We start from the raw sequence: 16449 nt of genomic DNA, 5'->3' as shown, positions 1-16449 counted from the left end.
CGACGCTGGTGCTCTCGAGCGCACGCGGGGCCGCAGAAGAACCGGTGATCGGTTCGGAACTCGCACCGCGCGCAATACGGGTGCCGGCATTCTGCGCACCGACCGCGCGCCGCTTTGTGGGGATGTCGGGGACAGAGGGCTCGCACGCTTTCGCGCTATTGTCTCACGAGGTCCCGCGCGCTCCAACGATGGCGGCGAGTGCGGCCGCCGGTCTCCGGCGATAGAATCCTCCGGCCTTGAAGCTCAACCTGCCGAACTGGCTGACGCTCCTCCGGATCTTCCTCGTGCCGTTCCTCGTGGTCGTCCTCCTCACGAAGTTCGACTTCCGCGAAGTGCTCGGCCTCGCGATCTTCTGGATCGCGGCCATCACCGATTTCTTCGACGGCTGGTTCGCGCGGCGCCGCCGGGAGGTCACGCGGCTCGGCACGCTCCTCGATCCGATCGCGGACAAGCTGCTGACGTCGGCGGCCTTCATCTCCCTCGTCGACCTCGGAGTCGCGCCGGCCTGGACGGTCGTCGTCATCGTGGGGCGGGAGTTCGCCGTTTCCGGCCTTCGGTCGATCGCGGCGGCGCGTGGCATCGTGATTCCCGCCTCGCCGCTCGGAAAATTCAAGATGTTCACGCAGATCGTGGCGATCTCGCTGCTGATCGTGAGCTTCCGATACGGATTCCTCTACACGACGTCCCAGGTGGCGCTCTACACGGTCGTGTTCTTCGCCGTGGCGTCGGCCGCGGACTACTTCGCCAAGTTCTGGAAGAGAGTCCTCGCGGAAGAACCCGCGGCGTAGCCGCAGTCACGGGTCGGCGAGTCGCGGGTCAAGCGTCCGAGCCCGGCTAGGTTCTGACCAGGAGGAAGCGGCGGAAGCTCCGCCCCGCCGCTCGATACTTCAGCTCATAGTGCGTCGGGGGAGGGGGCGGCGCGGAATCCCACGCGGCCCTCTGCCACGGAGTGCCCGCGGCGATCGCGTGGTCGATGGCCCGCGCGATCGCGTCGCCGTAATCGGCGTGGTCGGTGACGATGCGGAAGAGCCCGCCCGAGCGGGCCGGAATGGCGGCCGCCGCGAAGAAGTGCTCGCCGAGGAGGCGCCGCTTCTGCTGTTTCTTCTTGGGCCAGGGGTCGAGGAAGTACGCGTGGAAGGCGGAGACGGCGCCCGGCGGGAGGCGCTCCGCCACCTCGGCCGCGTCGGCCCGGAGGACCCGGACGTTGGCGAGACCGGATCCCGCGATCCGATCGCGCGCGATCCGGTAGTAGGCGAGGCTTCGCTCGATGCCGAGGAAGCGGCGGCCCGGATGGAGCCGGCCCGATTCGATCAGGAACCGCCCCTTTCCCGTTCCGAACTCGATTTCGAGCGGTGATTCGCCGAGCGCGCCGGGAAAGAGCGTCGACAGGGGCGGCTCGCCGTGGAGGAACTCCTCGTCCGGCGTGACCGGAAGCCGGCGCGGCTCGTCGCGTCCCGCGACGGTCCCGTCCATCCGTGAATCCGGATCGTCGGTCAGGGGGCGGCGGGCGCGATCGGCCGGGCGGCCGCCAGGAAGTCCCGGACCGCGACGGCGCGCGCGAGCGCGGCCTTCGTCTCGGCGGACCCGGGCGCGGCGGCCGCGGCTTTCTGGAGCGCCTCGACGGCCGCGTCCCACTTCCCCAGCCGGAACTCGGCGACGCCGAGATCGTGCACGATCGCGGCGGAGCCCGGCATCTCGGCGGCGGCGCTCTTGAGGAGCTGCTCGGCGTCTTCCCATCGCCCGGTGTCGGCGAGCGCGGTCGCTCGGCCGAGGATCGCCGTCTCGTCGCGGGGCGCGAGCGCGAGCGCGTGGCCGTAAGCGTCGGCGGCGTCGGCGTTCTTTCCGGCGGCCTTCAGGACCCCGCCGAGCGCCACCCACGACGCTTCGTCCTTCTCGTCGAGGCGAACGGCCTCGCGAAGCTCCCGCTCAGCTTCCGGGGCCGATTTCATCGCGGCGTAGGCGCGGCCGAGATGGGCGTGATAGGCGGCGACGTCCGGCGCCGCCTTGACCGCCTCCATCCCCTGTTCGATCGCGGCCGCGGGCTCGTTTTCGGCGGCGAGGAAGACGGCGAAACGGTCGCGGGCGGCCGCGTCGCCCGGCGCGATCTCGGTCGCGCGGCCGAACGCCTGGCGCGCCGCGGACTTGTCTCCCGCTTCGTTGAGCGATTCGCCGAGGGCGAGCGCGGCGGAGAGCGCCTTCGGATCGAGCTCGAGCGCCTTGCGGTAGTGCGCGGCGGCGGTGTTGGGCTGGTGGTTGATGTCGGCGACTCTTCCCTGGCCGATCTGCGCCTTCGCGTCCGCCGGATCGAGAGTCGCCGCGGCGATGTACTCCCGCTCCGCGGTGGCCGTGTCGCCGGCGCCGAGCGCGGCGTCTCCGCCGACGCGGTGGGCCGCGCCGCTCCGGGGGTCCTTCTCCTGCGCGTCCTTCGCCAGGGCCGCCGCGGCCGCCCAGTCCTTCTTTCCGAGCGCCTCGTCGGCGGACGCCAGGAGGGGAGCGATGTCCGACGGCCCCGCCTGAGCGGGCGGCGGCGGCGCGGACGTCGGAAGGGCGCCGATCGAGGACGTGGTGATCCCGGATGCCGCCCCTTCGGCGCGCTTGCGTTCGGCGTCCGCCTCGGCGCTCTTTCCGAGCTTGTCGTAGGCCTCGGCCAGCAGCCGGTGGATCTCGGGATCGTTCGTCTCGCCGACCCTCTTCAGATCGTAGACGACGTCCTGCGCGAGGCCTCCCGCGAGCCGTTCGCGCGCGCTCCGTTTCAGCTCCTCGAGGTCGGCCTTCGGCGCGGGCGCGGTCTGTGATTTGACGGCTCCGGCGAGATTGGCGAAGTCCTGGCTGTAGAACTCCGGGAGGACTTCCATGTCGGGACGGGCGGCGAACGCCTTCTTCAGGGCGTCGCGCGACGCGGGAGCGTCGCCGCCGATGTACGAAGCCCATGCCGCCTGCAGCGAGAAATCGGAGACCTGATCCGCGGTGAGGTCGGGAGTGGCGGCGGCCTGCAGGTACTTCGCGGCGGCTTCCTTGAACTTCCCCGCCTCGAACGCCCGTCGGGCGTCGGCCACGATCTTGTCCGTGTCCGCGGCGAACGCGGCGGCGGAGACCAGGAGGAGCAGGGCGAGAGCGGAGAGCTTCCTCAAGGGGTCTTCTCCGGCGCGGCGATGTGGACCTCTTCCCGATGATTCGCCTCGACCTTGATCGTCTTCAGGACGGGGGGGATCCCGTCGGCGATCACGGCGATCTCGTGCGCGCCGGGCGAAGCCATCAGCACGCCCGACAGGGGGATCCGGCCGCGCAGTTTCGAGTCGACGAGGACCTTCGCGCCCTTCCACTCCGGTCCGGCGGTGACGAGGATCGACCCGATCGGGAACTGGTGGAAGAAGCTGTCCTGCCCGCCGCGTCCGACCTCGAACGCCTGTTCGAACGTCGTGCCGTCTTCCAGCTCGAACCGCAGCGTGTGCTTGCCTTCGTCGAGCTTCAGCGTCTTGCGAGGGACCGTCTCTCCGACTTCCTTCCCGTCGAGGTAGAGCGTCGCCGAGGGAGTGGTCGAGAACGAGACCGGAATCTTGCGGGGAGCCGCCGGCTCCGCCTTCGGCGGCGGCTCTTCTTTCTTCTTCTCCGCCTTCTGCGGCGGAGCTTCCGGCTTCGATTCCGCTTTGTTCTCGGTCGCGGCCTCCGGTTTCGCCTCTTTCTTCTGAGCCGCGGGCGGCGGGATGGCCGGAGAGGCGGGAGCGGTCGGCGCCGGCGGCCGGGACACGGCCGGCGGAGGAGCCGCCAGCGGGCGAATCGCGAAATACCAGTACGCCCCTCCGCCGATGGCGAGGACCGCGACGACGATCCCGAAGATCATGCCGTGGGAGGTGCCGCCCGGAGCCGGCGCGACCGCGACCGGGGCGGTGCCGGCGGCCGCGGGGACGGGAGCGGGCTCCTCGACGGCGTTCGGGTCGCGGAAGTCCATCAGCTCGAGGGACACGTTGCGCCGGGCGCCGCTCGGGGTGGCGTCCGGCGGTACCGGCGAGCGCGCGAGGGCGCCGGAAGGCGGGGTGATCCCCGCTCCGGCGGACTCCGCCGACGGGAAGGGACGGACGACCGGATTGTCGACGAGGGCCGGGCGGATCGCCGTCGCGCCGGTCACGTCGCCGATCGGAATCTGCTTGACGATGGCGGCGAGATCGCGCTTGAACTCGGCGACGGACTCGTACCGGTTCGGCGGAGATTTTTCGATCGCCTTCTCGACGGCGCGATCGACGGAGGCGGGTATCTCCGGAACCTGCCGGCTCACCGGATCCGGCTTCTCGTTCAGGATCTTGAAGAGAACGGTCGAGATGTGCTCGCCGCGAAACGGCTTCTGGCCGGTCAGCAGCTCGTACGCGAGGACGCCGAGCGAGAAGATGTCGGTCCGCGGATCGACGGCCTCGCCGCGGATCTGCTCGGGCGCCAGATACGCGGCCGTGCCGAGCGTGATCCCGGTCTGGGTCAGCGTCGATTCCGACTGGAAGGACTTCGCGATCCCGAAGTCCATGATCTTGACGGCGCCGTCCTGGAGGATCCGGATGTTCGAGGGCTTGATGTCGCGGTGGATGATCCCGGCCGCATGCGCGTACCCGAGCCCCTCGCAGACGTCCATCAGGATCTCGAGCTTGCGCGCGAGCGGGATCACGTCTCCCCGCTTGATCATTTTGTCCAGATCTTCGCCGGTCAGGTACTCCTGGACGATGTAGGGGATTCCGTCCTGGACGCCGAAGTCGTAGATCGTGGTGATGTTCCGGTGGTGAAGGTTGCCCGAAAGCTCCGCCTCGCGGAAGAACCGCTTCTTGATCTCCTCGTCCTCGGACTGGCAGGTCTTCACCGCGACGGTTCTTTTGATGAACGGGTCGCGTCCCCGATAGACGGTTCCGAAGCCGCCGACGCCGATCTTCTCGACGATCTCGTACTTGCCCAGTTTTTCGATCATTGAGTCCTTGCCGTCGCTGAACGGGAAGTGTATCGGAAGCGGCGGCGAGGGTAAAGCCGACTTGTCGTGCGGACGTTCGTCCGTTAAGTTGGAGTGAAATGCGCGCGCTCCCGCTCTGGCTCGTTCCGGCCGTCCTCGCGGCGGGTTGCGGGGGAGACGCGCCCGTTTCCCGCGCGCCTGCCGCGCCGGCGATCGGCCGCCCGTACCACCCGGCGGCCGACGGGAGGCTCACGGAGCACCAGGTGCAGGAATACGTCGCCGCGGTCCGGGCCGACGCCCGTGCCCGTCCGCGTTCGGAGCCCGGGAGGCCGGACGACGACGTGTCCTCCTTCGAAGGGGGCCGGGGGACCGAAGAATCTCTGTGGGTGCGCCAGAAAGTTCTCGAGGCCCGGATGCGCCTGGACGAGCGCGCGGCGATTCGCCGGGAGGTCGAGATCGATCGCAAAGCCGCCGCCGCGCTGCGCGAGGCGGCCTCCGCGTCGACGGACGCGCCGACCCGCGAGTCGCTGGCGCGCCAGGCGGCGGACCTGGAAAGACGCGCGGTCGAGCGCGAGAGGGAAGGACGGAAGCCCGGCGATCCGTCGGAAACGGCGAACGACGCGCTCGTTTCCCGCTATCGCCGCCAGCTCGCCGAGGCGGGCGTTCCGGCACCTCGCCGGTGAGCGATCCGCTCGGCGATTTCCTGGAGGCCGAGATCGAGGCGGGAAGCTTTCCCTCCGGCACGGCGCTCGTCGGCTCCGGAAATCGGATCGAGTTCCAGGCGGCCCGGAACGCGCCGAAGGATGCTCTCTGGGACCTCGCCTCGCTGACGAAGGTCCTCACGACGGCGGCGCTCGCGCGCCTGGCGGCGAACCAGGGGCTCGAGTGGGATCGCGCGATCGGCGATTACCTCCCGGATTTCAAGCGCACGCGTTTCGAGGACATTCGCGTGCGTCATCTCGCGACCCACGTCTCGGGTCTTCCGGCCTGGCGCCCGCTGTACGCGTCGGGGTTCGGCGCGCACGCCTACCGGCGGGCGCTCGCGACCCTCGAGCCGGAGTCGAGGCCGGGCAAATCGGTCGTCTACAGCGACCTCGGGACGCTCGTGTTCGGCGAGATCCTCGAGACGGTCCTCTCGGAGCCGATCGATCGCGCGTTCGCGCGCGAGATCGCGTCGCCCGCCGCCAGCGGAGCGGTTTTCGGCCCCCTTGCCGACGCGGAGCGCGCGATGCCGACCGAACGCGGGAACCGCTTCGAGGCGGAGCTCTGCGAAAAGCTCGGTATCCGCTTCGGCGGCTTCCGCACGGAGACGATCCGCGGGGAAGTACACGACGGGAACGCGTGGGGGCGCGGCGGCGTCGCCGCGCACGCGGGCCTGTTCGGAACCGCGGAAGACGTCTGGAAGCTCGCGCGTCCATGGCTCGGCTCGGCCGGCGAGTTCGGCGACGACGGAACTCCCGATCTTCCCGAGTCGCGCGGCCTCTTCTGGCAGCGCAAGCGCGGCGCGGGCTCGGCGATCGACGCTTTTCCCGAGTCGTCGATCGGCCACACGGGTTTCACCGGAACGTCGGTCTGGATCGACCGGGAGCGCGGGAGGATTTACGTTCTGCTGACGAACCGCGTGCACCCGGAGGTCGGGCCGGTCGACTTCAACGCCGTGCGCCGGCGGTTCCACGAGGCCGCGGTCGACGTAGACTAGCCGCATGAAGCCCAAGAACGACATCGTCATCCTGGACGGGGCGCGCACCCCGATGGCCGACTACAACGGAGTCTTTTCGGACGTCTCCGCGATCGACCTCGGAGTCGTCGCGGCGAAGGAGGCGCTCCGGCGCTCCGGCGTCGAGCCCTCCACGATCGACCACGTGATCTTCGGAAACGTGATCCAGTCCTCCTCGGACGCCGTTTACGGCGCGCGCCACGTGGCGCTCAAGGCCGGCGTTCCGAAGGAGGTGCCGGCGCTGACCGTCAACCGGCTCTGCGGCTCCGGCTTCGAGGCGATCGCGCAGGGCGCCGACCGCATCCTGCTCGGGGACGCGCAGACCGTGCTCGTCGGCGGCATGGAGAACATGACGCAGGCGCCGCACGTCATTCGCGGCGCGCGGAAGGGATTCCGGCTCGGAGGCGCAAAGCTCGAGGACTCGCTCTACGAGGCCCTCCTCGACACGTACTCGGGGCTCATGATGGCGCAGACGTCCGACCGCGTCGCCGCGAAATACGGGGTGACGCGCGAGGAGCAGGATGCGTTCGCGCTCGAGTCGCAGCGGCGCGCCGCCGCGGCCCAGGCGGCCGGGAAGTTCGCGGAGGAGATCGCCCCGATCACCGTCAAGACCCGCAAGGGACCGCAGACGATCTCGGCCGACGATTCGCTGCGGCCCGATACGTCGATCGAGGCGCTCGCGAAGCTGAAGCCTTCGTTCGGCGAGAACGGCATGGTCACGGCGGGGAACGCCTCCGGGATCGTCGACGGCGCCGCGGCGCTCGTCGTGACGTCCGCGGAGAAGGCGCGGGCGGAGGGTAAGACCCCGCTCGGCCGGATCGCGGGGTGGGCGGTCGTCGGCTGCGACCCGGAGCTGATGGGGATCGGCCCGGCGCCCGCGGCGCGGAAGGCGCTCGCGGAGGCGGGGCTGTCGATCGCGGACATCGACCTCTGGGAAATCAACGAGGCTTTCGCCGGACAGATTCTCGGCGTCGTGAAGGACCTCGGGATCGACCGCGATCGGCTGAACGCCAACGGCGGCGCGATCGCGCTCGGCCATCCGCTCGGGGCGACGGGCGCCCGGCTGGCGCTGACGCTTCTCTACGAGATGAGGCGAAGGGGCGTGAAACGGGGGTTGGCGGGGGCGTGCATCGGGGGCGGGCAGGGGTACGCCATGATCCTCGAACGCTAGAACGCTGGCGCATTCGCTGGCGCGGACCATACATCGAGCGACTACGGGCGCGTGCTGCCCGCGCCGCCCTCAACGTACGCTCTCAGTACGCCTCGGGACGGCGCGGGCGACCCCGCAACCCGTCTCGCTCGCGTCTGGCCGCGCCTCGACGTCGTTTCAACCGAACCATCCGGAACGACGATTCCATCTCGCCGCGGGACGAGTGACGCCGATTACCCGCACTCGATGCGCGCATCAGGATTCATCCGTTGTTCATCGTGCATAATCCGGCCCGATGACCGACCTCTCGTCCCGCCTCCTCGATTTTCCCGTTCGCACCGCGGCGGTCGACGATTTCCTCCGACAGCTCAAGTCGAAGTCGCTCGGGGACCTGTCCGCGGTCGGCGCGGCGCTCGGCGACGCCGCGCTCTTCTCGGAGCTCGTCGGCCTGTGGGTCGGCCGCGGATGGGTGACGCGGTCGCCCTCGTCTCCGATCTACGCGTTCCCCGGTCCGGAGTTCTCCTCCGACCTTTCGCTTCACGACTTTTGTGGCGAATCGTTCGGGTATGATGCGCCGGTTCCGGAAGAAGACATCGACGGCAGGAGCGAGAAAGAATGAAGAAAGTCGGCGTGCTGGGGTGCGGGCTGATGGGCTCGGGCATCGCGGAGGTTTGCGCGAAAGCCGGGTACGACACCGTCGTGCGGGAGGTCGACGAAGGCTTCCTGAAGAAGGGGATGGACCGGCTGCACGGGTCGCTCGCCCGAGCGGTCGAGAAGGGAAAGCTCTCGGCGGCCGACCGCGAGGCGATCGGCGCGAGGCTTTCGGGGACGACGTCGCTCGACGACCTGAAGGACTGCGACTTCATTCTCGAGGCGATCGTGGAGAACCTGGACCTCAAGAAGGAGACGTTCGGCACGCTGGATCGCGTCTGCAAGCCGGAGACGATCTTCTGTTCGAACACCTCCTCGCTGACGATCATCGAGATGTCGATGGCGACGAAACGGCCCGACCGGTTCGCCGGGCTCCATTTCTTCAACCCGGTTCCGGTCATGAAGCTCGTGGAGGTCGTCCAGACGATCCTCACGTCGTCGGAAACGCAGAAGGCGGTCTTCGCGTTCGCCCGGTCGCTCGGCAAGGAGCCGATCGCCGCGCGCGACAATTCCGGATTCATCGTCAACCGCCTCCTCGTTCCGTATCTCCTCGACGCGATCCGCGCGCTCGAGGAGGGGGTCGGCTCCGTCGAGGACATCGACAAGGGGATGCAGCTCGGCTGCGCGTACCCGATGGGCCCCTTCACCCTCCTCGATTTCGTCGGAATCGACACGGCGTACTACATCAGCGAGATCATGTTTCACGAGTACCGGGAGAAGCGCTTCGCTCCGCCGCCGCTCATGAAGAAGATGGTGCTCGCGGGGATGTACGGCCGGAAGACCGGGCGCGGCTTCTACCGTTACGACGAGAAGGGGAACCGCCGGGAGGCCGACGCGGCCCGCTGACGTGCCGGCGAGGACGCTCGCCGCCGGGATCCGGCGCGCCCGCCCGGGCCCGCCGGCCCGATAGGAGGAAATCCATGGCTCTCGTCGAGATCGAAGTCGTCGACCGGATCCTGCTGGCGACGGTCAACCGTCCCGAGAAGATGAACGCGCTGAACTCGCAGGTGCTCGAGGAGCTGGACGGCGCGATCCAGCAGGCGCGCTCGAACGACGGCGTGGGCGCGATGATCGTCACGGGCGCGGGGCCGAAGGCGTTCGTCGCGGGCGCCGACATTTCGGAGCTCGCCACCATGACGCCGGTCACGGGGCGCGCGCACGCGCTCCGCGGGCAGGCCGTCTTCTCCCGTCTCGAGAATCTCGGGAAACCCGTGATCGCGGCGATCAACGGTTTCGCTCTCGGCGGCGGGTGCGAGCTCGCGCTCGCCTGCACGCTGCGTGTCGCTTCGGAGAACGCGAAGCTCGGCCAGCCGGAGGTCAAGCTCGGGATCCTTCCGGGGTACGGGGGATCGCAGCGGCTCGCGCGGATCGTCGGAGAGGGGCGAGCCATGGAGATCTGCCTGACCGGCGAGCCGATCGGCGCGGCCGAGGCGTTCCGGATCGGCCTCGTCAACCGCGTCGTTCCCGCCGGGGAGGCCCTCGCCGCGGCCCGCGAGCTCGCCGGAAAAATCCTCGCCAACGCCCCGCTGGCGGTCGCGTTCACGATGGACGCGATCCACAACGGCCTGGACCTTCCTCTCGAGGACGGGCTGGAGCTCGAAGCGACGCTGTTCGGCGTGTGCGCCTCCACGGAGGATATGCGGGAGGGGATGAAGGCTTTTCTCGAAAAGCGCGTCGCGCGCTTCTCGGGAAAATAGCGGGCGCGGACCATCCCTCGAGCGAATACGGGCGCGTGCCGCCCGCGCCGCCCGGCGACATATGCCCCGGTACGCCTCGGGACGTGGCGGTCGGCCCGCATCCCGCCGGGCCCGCGCCTCGACGCGCCTCATCGTTTGGCGATCGCCGAGGGGCCGCCTCGGGTTCCCGGGACGGGGGGAGTCGTTCTGTCTCATCTCCCGAACGGCGCGAATCGCTCGTCGAGGTCCGCGCACCGCCGGATGAAGCGCGACCACGTTGCGGAGCGAACGCGGTAGAATTCCCGCGATGGAATCCAAACCCCGGCCGGCGGAATCGGACCTCGTTTACGACTGGAATCGCGCCGCGCACGCGCCGAAGCCGTTCTTCCTGCCGGTCGAGCTCGACGACGAGTCGCTGCGCGACGGGCTCCAGTCGCCCTCGGTCCGCACTCCCTCGATCGAGAAGAAGCTCGAAATCCTCCACCTGATGAACGCGCTCGGGATCGACGTCGCCGACGTCGGGCTGCCGGGCGCCGGCCCGCACGTCGTCCGCGACGTCTCCCGGATCATCGAGGAGATCGCGACGACCGGAATGCGCCTCCGGCCGACGTGCGCGGCGCGGACGATCGCGTCCGACATCCTGCCGATCGTCGAGATCTCCCAGAAGTACGGCGTCTCGATCGAGGTGCACGCCTTCATCGGCTCGTCTCCGATCCGGCAGTACGCGGAAGACTGGAGCATGGAGAAGATCCTGCGGCTCACCGAGGACGCCGTCTCTCTCTGCGTCCGCGAGGGTCTTCCGATCATGTACGTCACCGAGGACACGACCCGCTCGCACCCGGACGACCTCCGGACGCTGTTCACGGCGGCGATCCGCGCCGGCGCCTCCCGCGTCTGCGTGTGCGACACGGTCGGCCACGCGACGCCGGACGGCGTGCGCGCGCTCGTTTCCTGGACCCGGGCGCTCGTCGACGAAATCGCCCCGGACGTCAAGGTCGACTGGCACGGGCACCAGGATCGCGGTCTCGGCGTGATCAATTCGATCACCGCGCTCGAGGCGGGCGCGCACCGGGTGCACGGAACGGGACTCGGCATCGGAGAGCGCGTCGGCAACACGCCGATGGACCAGCTGCTCGTGAACCTGCAGCTCCTCGGATGGATCGACCGGGACCTGACCGCGCTCTCGCGCTACTGCCGGACGATCTCGGAGGCGACGGGAGTCCCGCTCACCGACAACTATCCGATCGTCGGCAAGGACGCGTTCCGCACCGGCACGGGAGTCCATGCCGCCGCGATCATCAAGGCGCGCCACAAGGGGGACGACTGGCTCGCCGACCGCGTCTACTCGGGCGTTCCGGCCGCGATGGTCGGACGCCGGCAGAAGATCGAGATCGGGCCGATGTCGGGGGAGTCGAACGTCGTCTACTGGCTCTCCGAGCACGGAATCGACGCCGCTCCCGAGGTCGTCTCGGCGATCTTCCAGGCGGCGAAGACGAGCGACCGGGTCCTGACCGACGAGGAGATCCTGGAGATCTGCCGCCGGAAGGCGCCGACGAAGACGCTCGCGGTCTCCTGAGGTCGCGAAGCGGCGCCGCATGCGCGCGGACGCCCCCGACGAATTCCTCGACCGGCACCTCCCGACGTATCTCGACCGGCTGTCGGTCGAGCGCGGTCTCTCGCCGCGGAGCGTCGAAGCGTATGGCCGGGATCTGGCCGCGTTCGGGCGCTGGCTCGCGTCGCGGCGGATCGCGCTCGCCGACGTCGGCCGCGCCGAGGTCGTGCGCCATCTCCAGGCGCGGCGCGCCGCGGGGCTCTCGGCCCGCTCGGCCGCGCGCCTGGTCTCCGCGCTCCGCGGTTTCTTCGGATTCGCGGTCGGCGAGAGGATCCTCGCCGAGGACCCGACCGCGCACGTCGAGAACCCGAAGACCTGGGCCGCCCTGCCGCACGTCCTTTCGGCGGAGAACGTCGATGCGCTCCTCGCGGCTCCCGACGCGTCCGACCCGCTCGGCCTCCGCGATCGCGCGATGCTCGAAACCCTCTACGCGACCGGGCTGCGCGTCTCGGAGCTCGTTCGCCTCGAAACCGAACGGGTCGACCTCCCGTCGGGAACGGTTCTCGTGATGGGGAAGGGGAACAAGGAGCGGCTCGTCCCGCTCGGCCGGGCGGCGAGGAAATGGATCGGGCGGTACGTCGCGGAGGCGCGGCCGGACCTCGACGCGAAGCGCTCGCCGCACCTGTTCCTCAACCGGCGCGGCGCGCCGATGACGCGCCAGCGCTTCTGGCAGCTGATCGAGAACTACGCACGGAAGGCCGGGATCCGGGGGAAGATCTCGCCGCACGTGCTCCGCCATTCCTTCGCGACGCACCTGCTGGAGCATGGAGCGGACCTTCGATCCGTCCAGATGATGCTCGGGCACGCCGACATCGCGACGACCCAGATCTACACGCACGTCTCGCGGGCCCGGCTGCGCTCCGTGTACGACGAGTTCCACCCGCGGGCTCGCAAAAAAAAGGGCCCCCGCGAAGGGGGCCCGTAGGGTCCGGTTCGAATTCCGTTTACTGGGCGGGGCCGATGACCAGGTTGAACGCGTTGTCGATGAACTTCGACATCTGGCCGCGGGTGACGAGGTCGTTCGGGGAGAAGTTCGCGGTGTTGTTGCAGCTGCCGCAATCGCCGTCGATGATCCCGAGCGTCCAGATGTATCCGATGTTCTTGCAGCTCGGATTCGTTCCCGCCGGGCTGTCGAGCGGGACGTCGAGGAACGGCGAGGGACCGTTCGCGCAGTCGTAGCTCCGGGAAGCGTACGGCCCCGTCCCGGTGTTCGAGTTCGGAACGCCGGGGTCTCCGAGACCCGGGACGAGGGCGCGCGAGATGAAGACCGCCATGACGGCGCGCGAGACGTTCGTCAACGGGCAGTAGTCCGGGACCGACGCGTTGCATCCGCTCGTGACGTTGAGCTTCGTGATGTAGTGGATGTACCGGCAGAAGTTGGCGTCGCCGAGCCCCACGTCGGCGAAGAGCGACGGGCCGGAGTCGCAGTTGTAGCTCCCGTTGACGAGCGGGTTCTCGGCCGGGGAGATCGTCCCGCTCGCCGGGACGTTCGCGTCGCCCGCGGCGAAGGCGCGGGCGATGAAGGTCGCCATCTGGTTGCGGGGAGAGTGCTGGCCCGGCGAGAACAACCCGGCGAAGGCGTTCGTGCCGAAGGTCACGTGGTTGTGGACGAGGCGTTCCACGTAGTCGTAGAAGGTGTCGCTCTTCGGCTCGTCCGTGAACGTGCCGCCGACGTGGACGCGCCACGTGTAGGGGGTCTGGGCAGCCGTCACGGAGGCGACGGTCGTCGTCGGCGTTTCCTCCATCTGCGCATCCCAGTCGATGTCCGAGGGGGTGTTGACCGTCGGACGGTTGCCGCTGCCGCCGATCGTGATGGTCGCGGCATAGCAGTCGGACCCGCAGTCCGCCGTCGCGCCCGAGGAGATCGAGCCGTAGTCGGCGGCCGAGTCGTCCATGTGGTAGACGATGTCGCTCGCGGCGTTCTGGGGGCCGGTGAAGCTCGTGATCGCACCGGTCACGGAGTCTTCCGTGGAGCCGCTCGTATTCTGGACGGTGGGCTTGATGGCGACCGTGGATTCACCCGGCTCGAGCACGCCGTTGGGTTCCGTCGTCTGCGCGGCCGTGTCGACTCCTTCGAACTGGAGCGACACCGGGGTCACCGTGCAGCCGACGCAGGTGTAGGTGTACCCGTTGAGGAGACGGGACTGCTTCGTCTTCGACGACGTCTGCTGCTGGACGCGCACGGTCACGGATCCGACGATGGTGGAAGCGGGTGGGGTGACGTCGACCTCCGTCGAGCTGACGAAGCTGACGTTCGCGTTGGAGACCTTGTTCGCTCCGAACCAGACCTTCAGGCCGGACGAGCAGAATCCGGTACCGAGGACCTTGACTTGCGGAAGGCCCCCCGTCTGCGGGCCGAAATCCGGCGAAACGCTGGTCACGTTCGGTGCCGTGCTGCACGCGACCGCGCCCGCGGTCCGCGCTCCGGCGAGGCCGATCGCCGCGAGGGCCGCGGCGGCGAGGCCGAGCCTCCGGAAAGAGAAACGCTGTCGATCTTTCATCCTTCTTCTCCTTTTTCCCAGGAGGCGTCCGCCGGCTGGGCTTCGATCAGATAGAAATACCCCTTTGATACACGGGCTCGCGATGCGTTTGGTCTATAGGGTCGGCAGTATAGTCGAGTATCATGGGGAGTCAATGGAAATAACCGGCGAGGCCCCCTCGTTCCCGGAAGGGATGAAATCGGCTTTCTCTTTGATGCTGTTGGTTTTCTGCGGGATTTCCGCCCCCGCCGCAGCATCGCTCGCCATCTTCAACGACGGGCGGATCGTCAAGATCTCGGACTACCGGGTTTCCGGGGAAGACATCGAGATCACCTTGCCGGGCGGCGGCGGATACACGACCTCGCTCCTGGCCGTCGAACGAATCGTCGACGACGAAGTGGCTGCCCCTCCGGCGGAGGTGAAGGACTTGAAACCCGCACGAAAGGGCCTCGACCTTTCGTACAAGACCGTCCGAAATGCCTCACGGCCCACGCCTTACGCGCGCCTGATCGACGAGGAGTGCCGGAAAGCGAACCTCGACGTCGGATTCGTGACGGCGCTGATCCGGGCGGAGTCGAACTTCAATCCGTACGCGGTCTCGCGCAAGGGAGCGCGGGGCCTCATGCAGCTGATGCCGGCGACCGCGGAAAGGTTGGGGGTCCGACGATCGTTTGATCCCGCCGCGAACATTCGCGGCGGCGTGAGATACCTCAAATCGCTTTGTGTTCGATTTTCGAACGCTCCCGAGCTCGTGCTCGCCGCGTACAACGCGGGCGAGGACGCCGTCGAGTCGTACGGCGGCGTTCCGCCGTACCGGGAAACGGTCAATTACGTCAAGAAGATCCTTTCCTGGTGGTCTCCTCCGCCGCCCGCCCCGACCGTATAGAATCGGTCGGATGGAAGGCATTTCGCCGGACCTGAAGGAGAGACTCTCCGACCGGCTCAGAAACCACCCGATCGCCGCGATGCTCCATCCGACGATCGAGGAGCTCTCGCTCGACGGGTGCACGCTGCGGATGCCCTTCCGTCCCGAGATCTCGAACGGCCACGGCGCGGTTCACGGCGGGGTGCTCGCGACCCTCGCCGATTCCGCCATGGCGTTCGCGCTCTCGACGAATTTCGACGGAGAGATGGGGTTTGCGACCGCGGACCTCACCATCCACTACTTCAAGAGGGCCCGGACGGACGTCACCGCCCGCGCCCGCGTGGTCAAGAAAGGAAAACGCATCAACGTGGGAACCATCGATCTGTACGACGACGGAGGGGACCTGGTCGCGACCGTGCTGACCTCGTTCCTCCTGACGAGCCCGGCCGACCCGGCCGAGTGCGAGCTGTGACGGAGCCGGAGGGCTCCGCCGCGGCGAAACCGAAGCGGCGAAGCCGGCGCGGCGGGGTCCGCCACCGGAAGAAAACGACGGGGGAGAGCGCCGTGGCCGCCGCTCTCGCGCCTCCCTTCGAGGTCTTCGAGGCGCCGGCACCTCCGGCGCCGCCGGCGTTCGCGCCGTCCGAGACCGTGATGTTCACCTCCAGCGGAGGGCCGTCCCCGATGCCCACCTCTTCCAACGACGAACAGCGCCTGGCGGTCTTCATCGACTTCGACAACCTCGCGATCGGCGCGCGGGAGGCGAAGTATCCGAAGTTCGACATCGACCTCATGCTGGAGCGGCTGCTCGAGAAGGGGAAGATCGTCTACAAGAAGGCCTATGCCGACTGGAGCCGCTACCTCGACTACAAGCGGCCCTTCCACGAGAACGCGATCGAGCTGATCGACATCCCGCAGCGGAGCTACACGGGGAAGAACTCGGCCGACATCCGGCTCGTCGTCGACGCGATGGACCTCTGCTACTCGAAGGGGCACATCACGACCTTCGTGATCGCGTCCGGGGATTCCGATTTCTCGCCGCTCGTCTCGAAGTTGAAGGAGAACGACAAGCGGACGCTCGGCGTCGGCGTGAAGAACTCCTCGTCGGACCTCCTCGTCTCCAACTGCGACGAGTTCATCTTCTACGAGGACCTCGTGCGCGGGCCCGCCGCGGGTCTTCCGTCCCTCGACCAGCTGCCGGAGAAGCGCCGCGAGGTGTTCCGCCTGATGCTCGACTCGATCCTGGCCTTGAAGCGCGAGAACAAGGACGTGATCTGGGGATCGATGGTCAAGCAGACGATGCAGCGCAAGAAGCCGTACTTCAACGAGAGCTACTACGGATTCGACTCGTTCTCGACCCTGCTCGAGGAGGCACAG

The 16449-nt window shown here is 68.5% G+C and carries 16 protein-coding genes; 12 read left to right on the top strand and 4 right to left on the bottom strand.

Annotation, left to right across the window (positions count from 1 at the left end; genetic code table 11):
* The first annotated feature begins 236 nt into the window (after positions 1 to 236).
* Positions 237 to 788 carry a CDP-diacylglycerol--glycerol-3-phosphate 3-phosphatidyltransferase gene (gene pgsA / locus VFS34_06295; protein ID HET9794055.1) on the top strand — a complete coding sequence of 184 codons (552 nt, stop codon included), beginning with the start codon at positions 237 to 239 and terminating at the stop codon, positions 786 to 788.
* Positions 789 to 834: 46 nt separating this feature from the next.
* Here pgsA and VFS34_06290 read toward each other — a convergent pair whose 3' ends face one another.
* From VFS34_06290 to VFS34_06280, 3 genes are read right to left on the bottom strand one after another with little or no spacing between them, the layout of a single operon-like run.
* Positions 835 to 1473 (bottom strand): hypothetical protein, encoded by a 639-nt coding sequence (locus VFS34_06290; protein HET9794054.1) that lies wholly within the window; start codon positions 1471 to 1473, stop codon positions 835 to 837.
* A 20-nt stretch (positions 1474 to 1493) separates the two neighbouring features.
* The gene (locus VFS34_06285; protein ID HET9794053.1) at positions 1494 to 3131 is read right to left on the bottom strand and encodes a tetratricopeptide repeat protein; all 1638 of its coding nucleotides are present in this window, start codon (positions 3129 to 3131) and stop codon (positions 1494 to 1496) included.
* Positions 3128 to 4945: a protein kinase gene (locus tag VFS34_06280; GenBank protein HET9794052.1), complete on the bottom strand. Its 1818-nt coding sequence runs from the start codon at positions 4943 to 4945 to the stop codon at positions 3128 to 3130. Before VFS34_06280 ends, VFS34_06285 begins: the two co-directional genes overlap by 4 nt.
* Before the next feature lie 98 nt (positions 4946 to 5043).
* Between VFS34_06280 and VFS34_06275 the strand changes: the two genes are divergently transcribed.
* The 8 genes from VFS34_06275 to xerD all read left to right on the top strand — a co-directional run bounded on the left by VFS34_06275 (position 5044) and on the right by xerD (position 12655).
* Positions 5044 to 5607, top strand: a complete 564-nt coding sequence (locus VFS34_06275) for a hypothetical protein (protein HET9794051.1) — start codon at positions 5044 to 5046, stop codon at positions 5605 to 5607.
* Positions 5604 to 6623 carry a serine hydrolase gene (locus VFS34_06270; protein HET9794050.1) on the top strand — a complete coding sequence of 340 codons (1020 nt, stop codon included), beginning with the start codon at positions 5604 to 5606 and terminating at the stop codon, positions 6621 to 6623. Before VFS34_06275 ends, VFS34_06270 begins: the two co-directional genes overlap by 4 nt.
* 4 nt (positions 6624 to 6627) lie before the next feature.
* Positions 6628 to 7812 (top strand): acetyl-CoA C-acetyltransferase, encoded by a 1185-nt coding sequence (locus VFS34_06265; protein HET9794049.1) that lies wholly within the window; start codon positions 6628 to 6630, stop codon positions 7810 to 7812.
* Positions 7813 to 8086: 274 nt separating this feature from the next.
* Entirely contained in the window at positions 8087 to 8410 is a 324-nt protein-coding gene (locus tag VFS34_06260; GenBank protein ID HET9794048.1) for a hypothetical protein, read from the top strand.
* Complete coding sequence (locus VFS34_06255) at positions 8407 to 9288, top strand: 3-hydroxybutyryl-CoA dehydrogenase (protein ID HET9794047.1); 882 nt, start codon at positions 8407 to 8409, stop codon at positions 9286 to 9288. The genes VFS34_06260 and VFS34_06255 overlap by 4 nt, the downstream gene beginning before the upstream one ends.
* 74 nt (positions 9289 to 9362) lie before the next feature.
* Positions 9363 to 10139, top strand: a complete 777-nt coding sequence (locus VFS34_06250; protein ID HET9794046.1) for an enoyl-CoA hydratase-related protein — start codon at positions 9363 to 9365, stop codon at positions 10137 to 10139.
* Positions 10140 to 10425: 286 nt separating this feature from the next.
* On the top strand, positions 10426 to 11694 hold the full coding sequence (locus VFS34_06245; GenBank protein HET9794045.1) for a LeuA family protein: 1269 nt from the start codon (positions 10426 to 10428) through the stop codon (positions 11692 to 11694).
* Positions 11695 to 11713: 19 nt separating this feature from the next.
* Positions 11714 to 12655 (top strand): site-specific tyrosine recombinase XerD, encoded by a 942-nt coding sequence (xerD, locus tag VFS34_06240; GenBank protein HET9794044.1) that lies wholly within the window; start codon positions 11714 to 11716, stop codon positions 12653 to 12655.
* A 19-nt stretch (positions 12656 to 12674) separates the two neighbouring features.
* Here the strand turns inward: xerD and VFS34_06235 are convergent, their stop codons facing one another.
* Positions 12675 to 14231: an IPT/TIG domain-containing protein gene (locus VFS34_06235; GenBank protein ID HET9794043.1), complete on the bottom strand. Its 1557-nt coding sequence runs from the start codon at positions 14229 to 14231 to the stop codon at positions 12675 to 12677.
* Positions 14232 to 14424: 193 nt separating this feature from the next.
* Between VFS34_06235 and VFS34_06230 the strand changes: the two genes are divergently transcribed.
* The 3 genes from VFS34_06230 to VFS34_06220 form a co-directional block, all read left to right on the top strand.
* Positions 14425 to 15096: a lytic transglycosylase domain-containing protein gene (locus VFS34_06230; protein ID HET9794042.1), complete on the top strand. Its 672-nt coding sequence runs from the start codon at positions 14425 to 14427 to the stop codon at positions 15094 to 15096.
* A gap of 10 nt (positions 15097 to 15106) precedes the next feature.
* Positions 15107 to 15547: a PaaI family thioesterase gene (locus tag VFS34_06225; GenBank protein ID HET9794041.1), complete on the top strand. Its 441-nt coding sequence runs from the start codon at positions 15107 to 15109 to the stop codon at positions 15545 to 15547.
* A 92-nt stretch (positions 15548 to 15639) separates the two neighbouring features.
* A partial coding sequence (locus VFS34_06220; GenBank protein ID HET9794040.1) for an NYN domain-containing protein occupies positions 15640 to 16449 on the top strand: 810 nt, incomplete at its 3' end.

The organism is Thermoanaerobaculia bacterium, from assembly GCA_035717485.1.
Classification (GTDB): domain Bacteria; phylum Acidobacteriota; class Thermoanaerobaculia; order UBA5066; family DATFVB01; genus DATFVB01.
Note: the sequence above shows the minus strand (reverse complement) of the source record. Positions and strands in the feature narration are given on the sequence as shown.